The sequence below is a fragment of the Kitasatospora sp. NPDC041988 genome (assembly GCF_055588525.1).
On record NZ_JBVJCO010000080.1, the window covers coordinates 1 to 15,155 of the forward strand.

A 15,155-nucleotide genomic window follows, 5' to 3' on the forward strand; every position below is an offset into this window, starting at 1 on the left:
CTGTTGAGTTCTCAAGGAACGGACACTTCCTTCGGACCGCCTTCCAGCGGGCCCTCCGGGCGCTTCGTTCTTTCGTGTTTGAAGCTTATCAGATGATTTCCGCTCCGTTTTCCGGAGTTTCATTCATCAGACTTACTTTCCGCCGCCCCTCTCGGTGCGACTCCGGAACTGTACGGGGACCGCCCCGCCACATGCAAATCGTCCCGCCCTGCACCGGCAGGACGGGACGATCAGCGGTTCGGGCACGCGTCAGGCGCGGCCCATCTCCTCGGCGATGGCGGCCGCGAAAGCGTCGATGTCGGCCTCCGTGGTGTCATACGCACACATCCAGCGGACCTCGCCGGTGTGCTCGTTCCAGAAGTAGAAGCGGTAACGCTTCTGCAGCCGCTCGCTGACCTCGCGCGGGAGGATCGCGAAGACCGCGTTGGCCTGGACCGGGCGGACGACGGTCACGCCGTCGATATTCCGGACGGCCGCCTCCAGCCGGCTCGCCATGGCGTTGGCGTGGCCGGCGTTGCGCAGGTAGAGGTCGCCCGCGAGGAGTGCCTCGAACTGAACCGAGGCGAAGCGCATCTTCGATGCCAGCTGCATCGAGGTCTTGCGCAGGTACTTGATGTTGCGGACCTTCTCGGGGTTGAGCACGACCACGACCTCGCCGAAGAGGAGGCCGTTCTTGGTCCCGCCGTACGAGAGCACGTCCACGCCCACGTCCGTGGTGAAGGCGCGCAGCGGCACGCCGAGCGAGGCGGCGGCGTTGGCCAGGCGCGAGCCGTCCACGTGCACGAGCATGCCGTGCTGGTGGGCGTGGTCGACGATGGCCCGGATCTCCTCGACGGTGTAGAGGGTGCCGAGCTCGGTGCTCTGGGTGATCGAGACCGCGAGCGGCTGCGCGCGGTGCTCGTCGCCGAAGCCCCACGCCTGCTGGTCGATGAGCTCGGGGGTGAGCTTGCCGTCCGGGGTGGGGACGGTGAGCAGCTTGATGCCGCCCATCTTCTCGGGGGCGCCGCCCTCGTCCACGTGGATGTGGGCGGACTCGGCCGCGATCACCGCACCCCAGCGCGGGAGCAGGGCCTGCAGGGCGACGACGTTGGCGCCGGTGCCGTTGAAGACGGGGTAGGCCTCGGCCGTCTCGCCGAAGTGGCGGCGGAAGACGTCCTGCAGGTTCGCCGTGTAGTCGTCCTCGCCGTAGGCGACCTGGTGGCCGCCGTTGGCCAGGGCGATCGCGGCCAGGATCTCGGGGTGCACGCCGGCGTAGTTGTCGCTGGCGAAGCCGCGGACGGCGGGGTCGTGCCGCCGCACCGCGTCCGTGCGGGTGGAATCGGTCATCGGGCTGTCAGCCACAGGTGCTGTCCGTTCAGGTCTGCTGCGGGGCGGTCCCAGAGGCCCGCCAGGTTCTCGGCGAGGTCGGCGGTGTCGGTGAAGCCGGTGAACTTCGCGTCCGGCTTCTCGGCCCGCATCTCGGGACTGACCAACGCCTTGATCACCAGGATCGCAGCCGCGGCGGTGGGCTCGCCGTCCTCGGCGGTGGTCTCCTTCTTGAAAGAGTCCGCCATGGCGAGGGTCCAGGCCTCGGTGGCGGCCTTGGCGGCCGCGTAGGCGGCGCCACCGGCGGTGGGCTTGTGGGCCGCCGAGGCGGAGATCATGGCGTACCGGCCGGACTCGCTGCGGACCAGGGCAGGCTGGAAGGCCAGCGAGGTGTGCTGGAGCGTGCGCACCACGGTGTCGTGGAGGAAGTCCCAGTCGTCGATCCGGGTGTCGAAGAACGTCTTGCTGCCGCGCCAGCCGCCGACCAGGTGGAAGAGACCGTCGACGTGGCCGTGCTCGGCCTCCAGGTGGTCGGCCCAGTCGTGGACCTCCTGCGGGTCGAGCAGGTCGATGACCTGCCCGCTGATCCGCGCGCCGGGGACGGCGGCCCGCACGCTGTCGAGGGCCTTCTCCAGCCGCTGCGCGTCGATGTCGGCGCCGATCACGGTGGCTCCGTCCGCGGCGAGGCGGCGGAGGACGGCCTGGCCGGCCGGGCCGCTGGCTCCGGCGACGGCGATGACCTTGCCTGCGAGGTTCGCGCTCATGCGGCGGCTCCCTGGATGCCCGCGCCGGTGATGCCGGTGGTGGAGGCGATGACGTTGCGGAGCTTCTTCGAGAGGGCCTCGTAGAACATGCTCAGCGGGAACTCGTCGGCGAGCACCGCGTCGCACAGCGCCTTGTTGAGCGCCTTGCCGTCGGTGATGTCGAGCGGCAGCGCGTCGGGGCCCTTCGCCCAGGTGGAGGCGGGGTGCGGGGTGAGGTAGCGGGAGACCAGCTGGTAGGCGGCGATCCAGTGGGCCGGCTTGGGGCGGTCGATGCCGTCCCGGTAGAGGGTCTCGATCTCGGCGCAGAGCGCGTTGGTGACCTGCGGGGCGCGCTCCCAGTCGATGGTGAGGCGGTTGTCGCGCCAGCGCAGCGCGTCGTGCTTGTGCAGGTAGGCGAAGAGCAGCTGGCCGCCGAGCCCGTCGTAGTTGCGCACGCGGTCGCCGCTGACCGGGAAGCGGAACATCCGGTCGAAGAGGATCGCGTACTGGACGTCGCGGGCGTGCTCGTTGCCCTCGGCCTCCAGCTTCACGGCCTCCTTGAAGGTCGTGAGGTCACAGCGGAGCTCCTCCAGGCCGTACATCCAGAACGGGCTGCGCTGCTTGATCATGAAGGGGTCGAACGGCAGGTCGCCGTGGCTGTGGGTGCGGTCGTGGACGAGGTCCCACAGGACGAAGGTCTCCTGCGCGCGCTGCTGGTCGTCGAGCAGGCCCTCGGCGTCGGCCGGGATCTCCAGGCCGAGCTGCTGGACGGCGCTGGTGGTGACGGCGCGGAAGCGGGCGGCCTCGCGGTCGCAGAAGATGCCGCCCCAGGTGAAACGTTCCGGCGCCTTGCGCACGGCCACGGTCTCGGGGAAGAGGACGGCGGAGTTGGTGTCGTAGCCGGCCGTGAAGTCGGTGAAGGTGATCGGCACGAACATCGGGTTGTCGAAGCGGGTCCGCTCCAGCTCGGCCAGCCAGTCCGGCCAGACCACACGCAGCAGGACGGCTTCCAGGTTGCGGTCCGGGTTGCCGTTCTGGGTGTACATCGGGAAGACGACGAGGTGCTCCAGGCCGTCCTCACGCTGGTCGGCGGGCTGGAAGGCGAGCAGCGAGTCCAGGAAGTCGGGCTCCCGGTAGCCGGTGTCGGCCCACTTCGCGAGGTCGGCGTCGACGGCCGCGAGGTAGTCGGCGTCGTGCGGGAACAGCGGGGCGAGCTCCCCGACGGCGCCGCGCACGGTGGCGACCAGCGGGTCGACCGTGTGCCGCTGCACGGCGGCGAGGTCGATCGAGCCGTCCTTGGACTGGAGCGGGCGCAGGGCCTCGACGGCTTCCTTCAGGCGCAGCCAGGCCGGGTGGCCGGCGTGTGGCGAGACCGGGGCGTCGGCCGCCACAGCGAGCCTTGGCGAAAGATTCTGCATCGTGGACTCACTTCGACAGGAGGGTTTTCAACGAGACCACCATAAGTACGAAAGGTTCTCCTGTTCAAGGGGGGTCCTGCCGACGGATGTCCCGTGGACGGGCTCAGACGGGGGCCGACGGCCGGATGTCCGGCATGTGGACGGGGATCTGGATGTTCTGGACAGATGCGCCGTGAGGATGCGAACCTCCCGCCATGCTCCCGGCGGTGACCCTGGTGGCCCGGCGCCACATCGACCTGCTCCGGGTGCCCCCGTGTTGTCACGCCTGCGGTTGTGCGCGCGGCCTCTGCTGCCGCTGCTGCTGATCCGGCTCGGGGGGCGCCGCGGACGCGGCCCCGTACGCCGACCATGCCGCCTGTGTTCCGGCGCCGCCACCGGGGGGAAGTGACCCGCCTGGGTGCGGCCCGCGTCAGTGCCCGGCCCCCGCCCCTCGCCGTTCCCTGCCCTGCCCTGCCCGGTCCCTCATCAGGAGCCCTGTCATGACCTCCCTCCGCAAGCCCTTCGCCGCTCTGTTGGTCGTCGCCGCCGCGGCGCTGACCGCCTGCGCCCCGCAGGACACCGCGTCCGACGCGGGCGCGACCGCGTCGGGGACGGCCGGCGGCTGCGCGCCGGGCGCGCTGGCCACCCGTACCGCGGGGACGCTGACCGTCGGCACCGACAAGCCGGCCTACGACCCGTGGTTCGCCGAGGACAAGCCGGAGAACGGCAAGGGCTTCGAGTCGGCGGTGGCGTACGCGGTGGCCGAGAGGCTGGGCTACCCCAAGGAGAAGGTGTCCTGGGTGGTCGCGCCGTTCGGCAAGGCCACCACGCCGGGCGCCAAGGACTTCGACTTCGACATCAACCAGGTCTCGATCAGCGCCGAGCGCAAGCAGGCGGTGGACTTCTCCTCCGGCTACTACGACGTGCGGCAGGCCGTGATCGCACTGAAGAGCTCCAAGGCCGCCTCAGCCAAGAGCATCGCCGACCTCAAGGGCGCCAAGCTGGGCGCCCAGGTCGGCACCACCAGCCTGAACGTGGTCACCGACACCATCAGGCCGACCACCCAGCCGGCCGTCTTCGACTCCAACGACCTGGCGAAGGCCGCGCTGAAGAACGGCCAGATCGAGGCCCTGGTGGTGGACCTGCCGACGGCGTTCTACATCACCGGCGCCGAGGTGACGGACGCCCAGGTGGTCGGGCAGTTCGAGGGCGCAGCGCAGGGCTCGTCCCAGGGTTCTTCGCAGGGCTCGTCCCAGGGCGAGCAGTTCGGCCTGGTGCTGGACAAGGGCTCCAGGCTGACCGACTGCGTCACCCAGGCGGTGGACGCGCTGCGAGCCGACGGCACCCTGGCGAAGCTGGAGAAGCAGTGGCTCTCCGACGCCGTCTCGGCACCCGTGCTGAAGTGAGCGACCCCGCGATGAACACGGAACCCGCGACGAGCAGGGAACCCGCGACGAGCAGAAGGTCCGCGACGAGCACGGACCCCGCGAGCGCCCTGCGGAAGAAGGAGGACGGGCCGGGCGACGGCTACCGCCCGTCCGAGCGCCGGCTTGCCCACGAGGCGTACCGGCGGCGGCGGGCCCGCCGTTCGGCGCTGATCGCCGGGGTGTCGACGCTGGCGACGGCGGTGGCGCTGTACCTGGTGGTGGTCAACTCCCCCGGCTGGGAGGCGACCCGGAAGACCTTCTTCAACGCCCACTACGCCCGCCAGGCGCTGCCCGAGGTGCTGAAGGGTCTGCGGATCAACCTGGAGCTGATGCTCGGCTGCGGGGCGCTGATCCTGGTCCTCGGCCTGCTGCTGGCGGTGCTGCGGACGCTGCGCGGGCCGGTCTTCCTGCCGGTGCGCCTGCTGGCCACGGCCTACGTCGACTTCTTCCTCGGCCTGCCGATGATCATCTGCCTGCTGGTGATGATCACCGGTGTGCCGGCACTGCGGCTGGCCGGGGTGACCACCGACCCCATCCTGCTCGGCGGCGCCGCACTGGTGCTGACCTACTCGGCCTACGTCTCCGAGGTGTTCCGGGCCGGCATCGACGCGGTGCACCCGAGCCAGCGGGCGGCCGCCCGGTCGCTGGGGCTGAGCAATGCCCAGGCGATGCGGTACGTGGTGCTGCCGCAGGCGGTCCGACGGGTCGTGCCACCGTTGCTGAACAATCTGGTGAGCCTGCAGAAGGACACCGGTCTGGTCTCGATCGGTGGGGCGATCGACGCGGTGTACGCGGCGAAGATCATCACCGGCCGGTCCTTCAACTACACCCCGTACCTGGTGGCCGGCCTGGTCTTCATCGTGCTGACCGTCCCGCTCACCCGGTTCACCGACTGGCTGACCCGCCGGATGAACCGCCGTCAGCACCAGGGAGGTGCGGTATGACGACCTCCGAGTACCCGAGGCCCGAGGTGCTGCGGCTGGAGTCGGTGCGCAAGAGCTTCGGCGCCCAGGTGGTGCTGCGCGACGTCGACCTCACGGTGCCCGAGCACTCCGTGACGGCGCTGATCGGGGCGTCCGGCTCCGGCAAGTCCACGCTGATGCGCTGCGCCAACCTGCTGGAGCGGATCGACGACGGCGCGGTCTTCCTGGACGACGAGGAGATCACCGACCCGCGGACCGACGAGGACGCCGTCCGGCGCCGGATCGGGGTGGTGTTCCAGTCCTACAACCTGTTCCCGCACCTGACGGTGCTGGAGAACATCACCCTGGCGCCACGCCGGGTGCACCGGGTCGCGCGGGGCGAGGCCGAGGCTAAGGCGCTGGCCCTGCTGGACCGGCTCGGGCTGGCGGCCAAGGCGAAGGAGTACCCGGACCGGCTCTCCGGCGGCCAGCAGCAGCGCGTCGCCATCGTCCGCGCGCTGGCCACCGGGCCGCGGCTGCTGCTGCTCGACGAGATCACCGCGGCGCTGGACCCGGTCCTGGTGGGCGAGGTGCTCGCGGTGGTGCGGGACCTCAAGGAGCAGGGCATGACGATGGTCATCTCGACCCACGAGATGGGTTTCGCCCGCGAGGTCGCCGACCAGGTCTGCTTCCTGGACGCCGGGGTGGTGCTCGAACAGGGCCCGCCGGAGCAGGTGTTCGGCGACCCGGAGCAGGAGCGGACCAGGCAGTTCCTCAGCCGGGTGATCGCCTCGGGGCGGCTGAACCCATGACCGCGGGGGTGCTCGCCGGAAGTCCTCACTCCGGCGGGCACCACTGTGCGCCCCTGTGCGCGCCCTGCTGCGCGCGGCCCCGAGCGGTGATCGTGGTGGACGGTACGCCCGTCCGCGCCGCCCGGGAGGCCGCCGTTGCACGGACCAGTCCTGGTCAGCTGGCTGCTGGCCCTCCTCACCGCGGCCGCCGGCGGCTACTGCCTCACCCGGCTGCGCCGCTCCCCCTGCACCGGCGAGCCCGCGACCGGCCGGCTGCACGCCTACGAGTCGGACGCCGCCGAGGCGTTGATGGGGTTCGGGATGGCCGCGATGGCCGTCTCCGGGAGCGCCGTGCCGGCCGCGGTCTGGGCCTGGGTGTTCGGTGCCCCGGCGGCGGCCTTCCTGCTGGCCGCGGTCTGGGCGGGCCCCGGCACCCCGGCCCGGCGGGCGCACCGGCTGCACCACGCGATCGGCGGGCTCGCGATGACGTACATGGCGCTGACGATGGGCACGGCGTCCGGGCACGGCGGCCACCACCATGTGGCGAGCACCGGGACGCCCCTGCTGACCGGCACACTGCTGCTCTACTTCGGCGGCTACTCGCTCTGGGCCGGCACCCGGCTGCTGGCCACCCCGGACGGGGGCCTGCCGGGGGCCGCCGGGGGCCCCGGGGTGGCCACCGCGGGGCTGCCTCGGGCCTGCCGGCTGTCGATGGGCATCGGCATGTTCGCGATGCTCCTGACGATGTGACGCGAGCCCTCGCCGCACCGCGCGTGGCGTTGGTCACTGGGTGGCCGAAAGTCGTTCCACCCGGCGCCGGCACCGCTTAGGTTGGCCAGGAGAGCGCTGTCGCGTTCCGTGCGTACTCGGGGAGCCCATGCCATGACGGCCCTGCTCGGCCTGCTGCTGCTCGGACTGCTGCTCTCGACCGTGGCGCCCCGGCTGCTCGCCCGGGCCCGCTGGGCGGAGCGCGAACCCGTGCTGGCCCTGCTGGTCTGGCAGTGCCTGGTGGTGGCCGTGCTGCTGTGCTGCGCGCTGAGCCTCCTGCTGGCCGCCTCGGCCGCACTGCCCGAGCTGCGGGCACTGCTGTTCGCGGGCGCGCCGCACGGCGTGGAGGCCGCGTACGGGCTGCAGGACGCCGAGGGGTGGGGGCGGCTCTGCGCCGCGGTGCTGGCGGCCGGCGGGGTGCAGACCGTGCTGGCGCTGACCCGGGAGGTCCGGTCGGCGAAGGCGCTGCGCAACCGGCGGCACGCCCAACTGGCCACCCGGGCCCCCGAACTGCCGGAGTCGATCGACGCGCTGCGGAGCCGGCGGGAGCGGCTGGTGGTGTTGGAGAACGTCCGCCCCGAGGCCTGGTCGCTGCCCGGCCACAACTCCCGGCTGGTGGTCACCACCGGGGCTCTCCAGCAGCTCACCGACCGGGAGTTGGCGGCCGTGCTGAGCCACGAGCGCGGGCATGTGCGGGCCCGGCACCACTGGCTGTCGCAGTGTTCCCAGGCGCTCGCCTCGGGCTTCCCCGGCGTCGGCGTGTTCAGCGCCTTCCGGGACCAGGTGGGCGAGTTGGTGGAGCTGGCGGCGGACGACCGGGCGGCGCGCCGGCACGGGCGGCACACCACCGCCCTGGCACTGGCCGAACTCAACCTGGGGAGCGGGGTGTTCAGCTCCTGCCCGCCCGGGCTGGCGCAGTCGCCGAAGCGGGTGGACCGGCTGCTCGCCGGGCGGCCCCGGCTGCCCGTGACGCACCGGCTGCGGCTCACCGTGGCCGCTCTCGCCGCCCCCGCGGCCGCCGTCCTGCTGGCCGCCGCACCGGGGCTCTCGACCTTGTTCTGATCTCCACCCCGGTCCGGTACGGGGAGTCGACGGATGCTCAGGCGCCGGCGGCTCAGGCACCGGCGGCTCAGGCACCCGCCAGCGGACCGCCGAGCGTGAGCGAGAGCACCTCGCGGTGCAACGGACGAGCCTCGGCGTAGCGCCGGCAGCCCTCCTCGGTCAGTGCGACCTGGATGCCACGCCGGTCGTCCGGGCACATCGCGCGTGTCACCAGACCGGCCTTCTCCAGCCGGCCGATCAGCCGGGAGAGCGCACTCTGGCTCAGGTGCACGGTGTCCGCCAGTTCCTGGACCCGCAGGGTGTGGGCGTTGTCCGTGTTCCGCTCCTCGACCAGTCGCTCCAGCACCTCGAACTCGCTCATGCCCAGGCCGTGCTTCTCACCCAGCTCGCGATCGAGCAGGCAGGAGGTGGCGGCATGCCGGGCCAGCAGGTCGCGCCATTCGGCGACCAGCCCTGCCTCCGCCGGAGAGTCGAGTTCAGCCACGCCGCCACGCTACCACATGCGCAAGAACCTTATGCGTTCACATCTTATTCATTTGCATTGAATGCACATGCATGTAGTCTCCTCGGCATGACCACCGCGACCGTCACCACAACTGACGACCCGTCAACGAGCGGGCTGAACTGGACTCCTCGCCTCTGGGGCACGCTGATCGTGCTCTGTGCCGCGATGTTCCTGGACGCCCTGGACGTCTCCATGGTGGGCGTCGCCCTCCCCTCGATCGGCTCCGAGCTCCACCTCTCCACCTCCGCCCTGCAATGGGTGGTCTCCGGCTACGTCCTCGGCTACGGCGGCCTGCTGCTGCTCGGCGGACGCGCCGCCGACCTGCTCGGCCGCCGCCGGGTCTTCCTGGTCGCCCTGGCCGTCTTCGCCGCCGCCTCCCTGCTCGGCGGCCTGGTCGACGACGGCGGACTCCTGATCGCCGCGCGCTTCCTCAAGGGCGTCAGCGCGGCCTTCACGGCACCCGCCGGCCTGTCGATCATCACCACCACCTTCGCCGAGGGCCCGGCCCGCAACCGCGCCCTGTCGATCTACACCACCTGCGGCGCCAGCGGCTTCTCGCTCGGCCTGGTGCTCAGCGGCCTGCTGACCTCGGTCGGCTGGCGCTGGACGTTCCTGATGCCCGTCCCGGTCGCCCTGCTCGCCCTGCTCTTCGCCGTCCGGCTGCTCCCCCGCCCCACCGAGGCGCCGGCCAAGGGCGGGTACGACGTCCTCGGCGCGATCACCGGCACGGCCGCCGTACTGCTGCTGGTCTTCACCGTCACCGAGGCGCAGGGCGCCGGCTGGCTGAGCCTGCGCACCCTCGGCTCGCTGGCCGTGGTGGCCGTCCTGGCCGTCGCCTTCCTGGTGATCGAGAGCCGCACCACCCACCCGCTGGTCCGGCTCGGCATCTTCCGCAACGGCGGGGTCGCCCGGGCCAACCTGATCGCGTTCACGATCTTCGGTTCTTACGCCGGCTTCCAGTTCATCGTCACGCTCTACCTGCAGCGACTGCTCGGCTGGTCGGCCCTGGAGATGGCGCTCGGCCTGCTGCCCGCCGGCGCCTTGGTCGCCCTGTCGGCGACCAGGATGGGCGCGATCGTCGACCGCTTCGGCACCGGCCGGCTGCTGCCGATCGGCGTGCTGGCCCTGGCGCTCGGCTACACCGTCTTCCTGCGGCTCGACGAGCACAGCTCCTACCCGGCCCTGGTGCTCCCCAGCATGATCCTGCTCGGGATCGGCTTCGCCCTCGCCTTCCCGTCCGTCAACATCGCCGCCACCGACGGGGTCGCCGACGAGGAGCAGGGGCTCGCCTCGGGCCTGGTCAACACGGCCTTCCAGGTCGGCAGCGCGATCGTGCTGGCCGTGGTCACAGCGGTGATCACCGCCGGAAGCGGTGGCGGCGAGAGCGCCGGGGCTCAGCTCGACGGCTACCGGCCCGCGCTGGTCCTGGTCACCGCCGTCGCACTGATCGGCTTCGTGGTCGCCGCGGTGGGCGCCCTGCTCGACCGACGGAAGACGGCAGATACCACGTCGGTACCGGACTATGATTATCCGTCAGTCGACCTGGGCGACCGGCGGGGCGAGGTCCTGACCAAGAGCTGAACGACGCCCGGGGCCGATCCCTCGTCCCCCGGCGGGCGCCGACTCCACCAAACCCCCGTGTTGGTGGAGTCGGCGCATCCGTACGAGCCGGTCCGTGCGCGCCCGCCGCGCGCGGATGCCACGGTTCGGCCGCTCGCCCCGCCAGTATATTGGCCGGGAGCCAACGAACGTACGGAGCAGACACGATGGCACCTCGCGGGGATTCGGTCAATGAGGAAATGCGCCAACGCTCCCGTCGGCGCATCATGCGCGCCACCGTCGAACTCGTCGACCAGCACGGGTACGCCGGTACCACCCTGACCGACATCGCCGAACGGGCCGGGCTGGCCCGCGGGCTGCTCTCCTACTACTTCGACGGCAAACGGCTGCTGATGCAGTCGGCCACCCACCGGATGATGCACCAGGCGCTGTCGGCGGCGCTGGGCGAACTGGCGCCCGACTCCACACCGGAGGCCCGGCTGGCCCGGGCGATAGACACGGTGCTGGGGCTGGCGATGGACCACCCCCGGGTGATGCGTTCGCACCTGGCGCTGATCCTGGACCCGGACACCGGCGCGTTCGTCCAGGACCCGGAGCAGCAGCGGCTCGGCGCGATCCTCCAGGGGCTGCTGCGGGACTGGGGCGCACCGGACCCGGCCGCCGAGCACGCGGTGCTGCGCAGCGCGCTGATGGGCGGCTGCATCGGCGTACTGCTGCCGGGGGCCGAGCTGCCGCTCGCCCCGATCCGGGCCGACCTGTTCAGCCGCTACAACCTGGAGTGGCGGCTGGGCCGGCCGCCGCAGCAGGCACCGCCGGAACGCGAACGGCCGCCGGCCCGCGGCTGAGTGCGGGGCCGGCGGCCGTCGGACCGCTGTGCGACGAGGGTGCCGTGCGGCGGGGCGTCAGCGCTCCTTCAGGATCGACGCGAGCAGGTCGATGGTGCGCTCGGGCGTGAGGCTGTCCACGCAGAGCCGCTCCATGACCTGGATGTACGCGTCGACGTCGTCCCGCTTGTCGAGGTAGAGCGCGCTGGTGAGCTGCTCCAGGTAGACCACGTCGGCGAGGTCCTGCTCGGGGAAGCGCAGGATGGTGAAGGCCCCGGACTCCCCGGCGTGCGCACCAAAACGGAACGGCATCACCTGGATCACCACGTTGGCCTGCTCCGCGACGTCGATCAGGTACTGCACCTGACCGCGCATCACCTTGGGGCCACCGACCGGGCGGCGCAGCGCTGCCTCGTCGATGACGGCCCAGAGGCGGGGGCTGTCGCCCTCGGTGAGCAGCTTCTGGCGGCGCAGCCGGAGGCTGACCCGGCGTTCGACCTCCTCCTCGCTGATCACCGGCCTGCTCTGACCGAAGACCGCCCGCGCGTACTCCTCGGACTGCAGCAGTCCGGGGATGAACTGGACCTCGTAGGTGCGGATCAGCGCGGCGGCCTCCTCCAGGCCGACGTAGGTCTGGAACCAGCCCGGCAGCACGTCGTTGAAGCTGTGCCACCAACCGGACTTGTTGGCCTCGCGGACGAGACCGAGCAGGGCCTCGCGCTCCACGCCGTCGTCGACACCGTAGAGGCTGAGCAGGTCGGCGACGTCACGCTCCTTGAAACTGACACGGCCGAGCTCCATGCGGCTGATCTTGGACTCCGAGGCGCGGATCGCGTAGCCCGCGTCCTCCCTCGTGATGCCGCGCGCCTCGCGGAGCCGGCGCAGCTGGGAGCCGAGGAGGATCCGGCGGACCATCGAGCCGCCGCCCGGCTGAACTGTGGTCATGCGGTCGAAACCTCCACCTAGGGCAAACAGCGCACAGTCTGCCATCAGTTGAGCGCTCACGGTGCCGATACTGACGGATGTTCCTATCAGTTCTGCACCCCACGCACCAGGATGCACGTGCATTCGGCGCTTGCATATGCCATTTGAACGACTGCACGTGAATCGACTCTTGCATCTGCAGTGAGCGCAGAGGACCATGGTGCACGTGCACCTGCACATCCCTGGCAATCCCGCGGGCTCCGCGTCGACCCCACGCGCGACTCCGTGCACCAGCCCGGCAGCGCCCCCGCGCCACCGGGCGTTCGTGTGCGCGCGCGCCTGGTCGAGGGGGCGGCCGTGCGGCCGAGCGAGTCGGAGGTGACCGGCATGACCCCGGCGGGTCCAGCCGTGTCCGCCCCCTTATGGGAGGAGCTCTTCATGAGCACCGGTACGGCCTTGGCAGTCGATCCCCATGTGGTCACCTGTACGCTCGCCCCTCGCTACGAAGCCGTCAGAACCGCGCGCGACTTCGCCAGAACCGCTCTTCAGCGCTGGGGCCTGGGCGAGCTGTTCGACGATGTCGCGCTGGTGGCCTCGGAGCTGGTGACCAACGCCCTGCGGCACGCGATCGGCGCGCACCCCGGTGCGGCGGGCGCCACGCCCGGCGACTACGGCTTTCCCGCCCAGCACGCACCCGACGGGCGGCTGCCGATCCGAATAAGCCTGGTGCACCGCGCACCGCAGGTGGTCTGTGCGGTCAGCGACCCCAGCAGCATCGGACCGGTGGCCCGGGAGGCGGACTTCGTCGCCGAGTCGGGGCGCGGACTCCACCTGGTGGACTCCTTCAGCCGCTCCTGGGGCTGGCACCCGCTGGGCGGCGGCAAGGTGGTCTGGGCACTCTTCGAGGCGGAGGAGAGCGCGGCGGACGCGCTCCCCGAACTCGGCGGCCGGCACCGGCGCTCGGCCTAGCCCACACGACGCCCGGGCCGGTTCACCCCACCAGCCCGGCCGGCCCGCAGGCCCTGGGGGGACCACACCACCCCGGCGCGCGGCCAGGCCTCACGACTCGCCCTTCACGGCTCGCACCGGGCGACGGCGGGAGCCGGCGAGGACAGCGGGCAAGACAAAGGCCGTCGCGGTGTCAGCACCCACGACGGCCCCCCGATGCTGAAGGCGGCGGCCGGTCAGACCGCCAGGTGGTCGAACTCCCCGTCCTTGGCCCCCAGTAGCAGCGCCGCGATCTCGGCCCGGGTGTAGATCAGCGCCGGACCGTCCGGGAAGCGCGAGTTGCGCATCGCCACCTCGCCCCCCGGGAGGGCGGCGAACTCGACGCAGTTGCCCTGAGAGTTGCTGTGCAGGCTCTTCTGCCAGACCACGTCCTTGAGGTCCGCAGCCGCCATCCCGTTGTACGCGTCGTACGTGTTGTGCATAGAAATCTCCCGAAGAGCTCCGGAGTGGTCGTCCAGCTCGGCGCCCCGGCACACAGCCGAACGGCTGGGCCGGCCCCGTACCGGCCCGGCACAACGCCTCACTTGACGTGATGATAGCTCCAGTGCACGTGCATCAGCACGGGACGTTGCAGGTGCACGGGCCGTTCGCCACCAAACTGCAACTCTTCACCACCTCGCCACCTGACGGCACGTAAGCGGACATAGCCGACTGAATCGGCAAGTCGCCGATAACCGCCCGTAGGCGGCTCCCCGCTGAATGTTGATCTTCGAATGCCGGGAGTCGCACCCCCGTGACCCTCCGTCAGACGCCTCGCAGCCTGTGAGACATCTCACTCACCGGGGGTGCAACGCGGGAGCCCGTCAAGCACGTCTAGGAAGATGTCCGTGGCCACGCGGGGATTTGGCTGGGTATGTCCGATTTTCGGGCAAGCCGCCCGTCCCGGTTCGGCAGCCGACTGCAGGCCGGGCGCCCAGATGTCCTACGATCTCCGCCATGAGCACCGCAGCCATCCCGGGCGCGCCACTGCCCGTCCGCACCCCAGGCTCCCGTGCGCGGGGGCGCCACCGCCGCCCCGAGCGCCCCGAGATTCCCGCCGGATCCCCGGCCCTGGTGCTCGCGGTGCCCGCGACCGCCGGGCCCGAGTCCCGTTCCGTCGTCGAGGAACTGCTCTCGATCGTGCGCAGCGAGCAGAACGGCGTACAGACCGCGGCCGGCTACCTCCCGGGCGACACGAGCGAGGGCGAGTCCGCCGGCAACGAGCACACCGTCGCCGAACTGCTGGCACACGCCGCCCAGACGGGCCTGCCCGCTCCGGTCGTGGTGCCGCTGCTCCCCGGCCCGCACGGGTTCCTGGCCGACCTGCACGCACTCGCCGCCGAGTACGGCGCCCACGTGACCGACGTCCTGGGCCCGCACCCGCTGCTGGCCGAGGCCGTCCACGTGCGGCTCTCCGAGGCCGGGCTGGCCCGCGCCGACCGCGCCCGGCTGTTCGCCATCGCCACCGCCGCGGACGGCGTGGTGCTCACCACCGTCGGCGGCCAGGAGGCGGCCGACGCCGCCGGGATCACCGGCATGCTGCTGGCGGCCCGGCTGGCCGTGCCGGTCGTGGCCGCCGCGCTCGACCTGCCCGGCTCGGTGGCCGCGGCCGTCGCCCACCTCAAGGAGATGGGCTCCCAGAACCCGGCGCTGGCCCCGCTGGTGATCGGCCCGGAGGCGGACTCCGAGCTGCTCGCCACGGCCGCCGAGGAGACCGGCTGCCCGTCGGCCGCACCGCTGGGCGCGTACCCGACGGTGGGCCAGCTGATCGCCTCCACCTACCTGGCGGTGCTGCCGGCCGCCGACCCCGAAGCGACGGCCGAGGAGGCCGCTGCCGAGGAGGGCGGCGGGGGGGGCGCCGCCCAGTAGCGGGCCCCGGTGGCGGTCCGCCACGCCACCCCCTCCGAGAAGGGGGAGGGAAAAGCCCCGTTCGGGGGTGCCGGTCTTCTTTCGCCGCTCC

The 15,155-nt window shown here is 71.7% G+C and carries 15 protein-coding genes; 9 read left to right on the plus strand and 6 right to left on the minus strand.

What is annotated here, in order from left to right:
* Positions 1 to 249 precede the first annotated feature (249 nt).
* The 3 genes from ACZ6NC_RS40780 to ACZ6NC_RS40790 are packed head-to-tail and all read right to left on the minus strand — an operon-like array spanning position 250 to position 3,466.
* The gene (locus tag ACZ6NC_RS40780) at positions 250 to 1,326 is read right to left on the minus strand and encodes a threonine aldolase family protein (RefSeq protein WP_465738955.1); all 1,077 of its coding nucleotides are present in this window, start codon (positions 1,324 to 1,326) and stop codon (positions 250 to 252) included.
* Positions 1,323 to 2,069 (minus strand): SDR family NAD(P)-dependent oxidoreductase, encoded by a 747-nt coding sequence (locus ACZ6NC_RS40785; RefSeq protein ID WP_465738956.1) that lies wholly within the window; start codon positions 2,067 to 2,069, stop codon positions 1,323 to 1,325. The genes ACZ6NC_RS40780 and ACZ6NC_RS40785 overlap by 4 nt, the downstream gene beginning before the upstream one ends.
* Complete coding sequence (locus ACZ6NC_RS40790) at positions 2,066 to 3,466, minus strand: DUF6421 family protein (protein WP_465738957.1); 1,401 nt, start codon at positions 3,464 to 3,466, stop codon at positions 2,066 to 2,068. Before ACZ6NC_RS40790 ends, ACZ6NC_RS40785 begins: the two co-directional genes overlap by 4 nt.
* A gap of 479 nt (positions 3,467 to 3,945) precedes the next feature.
* Here ACZ6NC_RS40790 and ACZ6NC_RS40795 point away from each other — a divergent pair, with 479 nt between their 5' ends.
* From ACZ6NC_RS40795 to ACZ6NC_RS40815, 5 genes are all read left to right on the plus strand, one after another.
* Positions 3,946 to 4,851 (plus strand): ABC transporter substrate-binding protein, encoded by a 906-nt coding sequence (locus ACZ6NC_RS40795; protein WP_465738958.1) that lies wholly within the window; start codon positions 3,946 to 3,948, stop codon positions 4,849 to 4,851.
* Positions 4,852 to 4,862: 11 nt separating this feature from the next.
* The gene (locus tag ACZ6NC_RS40800; RefSeq protein WP_465738959.1) at positions 4,863 to 5,816 is read left to right on the plus strand and encodes an amino acid ABC transporter permease; all 954 of its coding nucleotides are present in this window, start codon (positions 4,863 to 4,865) and stop codon (positions 5,814 to 5,816) included.
* Positions 5,813 to 6,586, plus strand: coding sequence for an amino acid ABC transporter ATP-binding protein (locus tag ACZ6NC_RS40805; protein ID WP_465738960.1), 774 nt, complete (start codon positions 5,813 to 5,815; stop codon positions 6,584 to 6,586). The genes ACZ6NC_RS40800 and ACZ6NC_RS40805 overlap by 4 nt, the downstream gene beginning before the upstream one ends.
* Before the next feature lie 135 nt (positions 6,587 to 6,721).
* Positions 6,722 to 7,315, plus strand: coding sequence for a DUF5134 domain-containing protein (locus ACZ6NC_RS40810; protein ID WP_465738961.1), 594 nt, complete (start codon positions 6,722 to 6,724; stop codon positions 7,313 to 7,315).
* A gap of 132 nt (positions 7,316 to 7,447) precedes the next feature.
* Positions 7,448 to 8,395, plus strand: a complete 948-nt coding sequence (locus ACZ6NC_RS40815) for a M56 family metallopeptidase (protein WP_465738962.1) — start codon at positions 7,448 to 7,450, stop codon at positions 8,393 to 8,395.
* A 67-nt stretch (positions 8,396 to 8,462) separates the two neighbouring features.
* Here the strand turns inward: ACZ6NC_RS40815 and ACZ6NC_RS40820 are convergent, their stop codons facing one another.
* Positions 8,463 to 8,879, minus strand: a complete 417-nt coding sequence (locus ACZ6NC_RS40820) for a MarR family winged helix-turn-helix transcriptional regulator (protein WP_465738963.1) — start codon at positions 8,877 to 8,879, stop codon at positions 8,463 to 8,465.
* 87 nt (positions 8,880 to 8,966) lie between these two features.
* Between ACZ6NC_RS40820 and ACZ6NC_RS40825 the strand changes: the two genes are divergently transcribed.
* Both ACZ6NC_RS40825 and ACZ6NC_RS40830 read left to right on the plus strand, forming a co-directional pair.
* On the plus strand, positions 8,967 to 10,481 hold the full coding sequence (locus ACZ6NC_RS40825) for an MFS transporter (RefSeq protein WP_465738964.1): 1,515 nt from the start codon (positions 8,967 to 8,969) through the stop codon (positions 10,479 to 10,481).
* A 218-nt stretch (positions 10,482 to 10,699) separates the two neighbouring features.
* Positions 10,700 to 11,305: a TetR/AcrR family transcriptional regulator gene (locus ACZ6NC_RS40830; RefSeq protein WP_465738965.1), complete on the plus strand. Its 606-nt coding sequence runs from the start codon at positions 10,700 to 10,702 to the stop codon at positions 11,303 to 11,305.
* Positions 11,306 to 11,362: 57 nt separating this feature from the next.
* On the opposite strand, the gene ACZ6NC_RS40835 is transcribed toward ACZ6NC_RS40830, so the two are convergent.
* A complete protein-coding gene (locus tag ACZ6NC_RS40835; protein WP_465545184.1) occupies positions 11,363 to 12,229 on the minus strand; it encodes a helix-turn-helix domain-containing protein in 867 nt (288 codons plus the stop codon).
* Positions 12,230 to 12,646: 417 nt separating this feature from the next.
* Between ACZ6NC_RS40835 and ACZ6NC_RS40840 the strand changes: the two genes are divergently transcribed.
* The gene (locus tag ACZ6NC_RS40840; protein WP_465738966.1) at positions 12,647 to 13,177 is read left to right on the plus strand and encodes an ATP-binding protein; all 531 of its coding nucleotides are present in this window, start codon (positions 12,647 to 12,649) and stop codon (positions 13,175 to 13,177) included.
* A gap of 215 nt (positions 13,178 to 13,392) precedes the next feature.
* Here ACZ6NC_RS40840 and ACZ6NC_RS40845 read toward each other — a convergent pair whose 3' ends face one another.
* Positions 13,393 to 13,638 carry a DUF397 domain-containing protein gene (locus ACZ6NC_RS40845; RefSeq protein WP_148641582.1) on the minus strand — a complete coding sequence of 82 codons (246 nt, stop codon included), beginning with the start codon at positions 13,636 to 13,638 and terminating at the stop codon, positions 13,393 to 13,395.
* A gap of 514 nt (positions 13,639 to 14,152) precedes the next feature.
* Between ACZ6NC_RS40845 and ACZ6NC_RS40850 the strand changes: the two genes are divergently transcribed.
* Positions 14,153 to 15,064 (plus strand): sirohydrochlorin chelatase family protein, encoded by a 912-nt coding sequence (locus ACZ6NC_RS40850; protein WP_465738967.1) that lies wholly within the window; start codon positions 14,153 to 14,155, stop codon positions 15,062 to 15,064.
* The last annotated feature ends 91 nt before the right edge of the window (positions 15,065 to 15,155 follow it).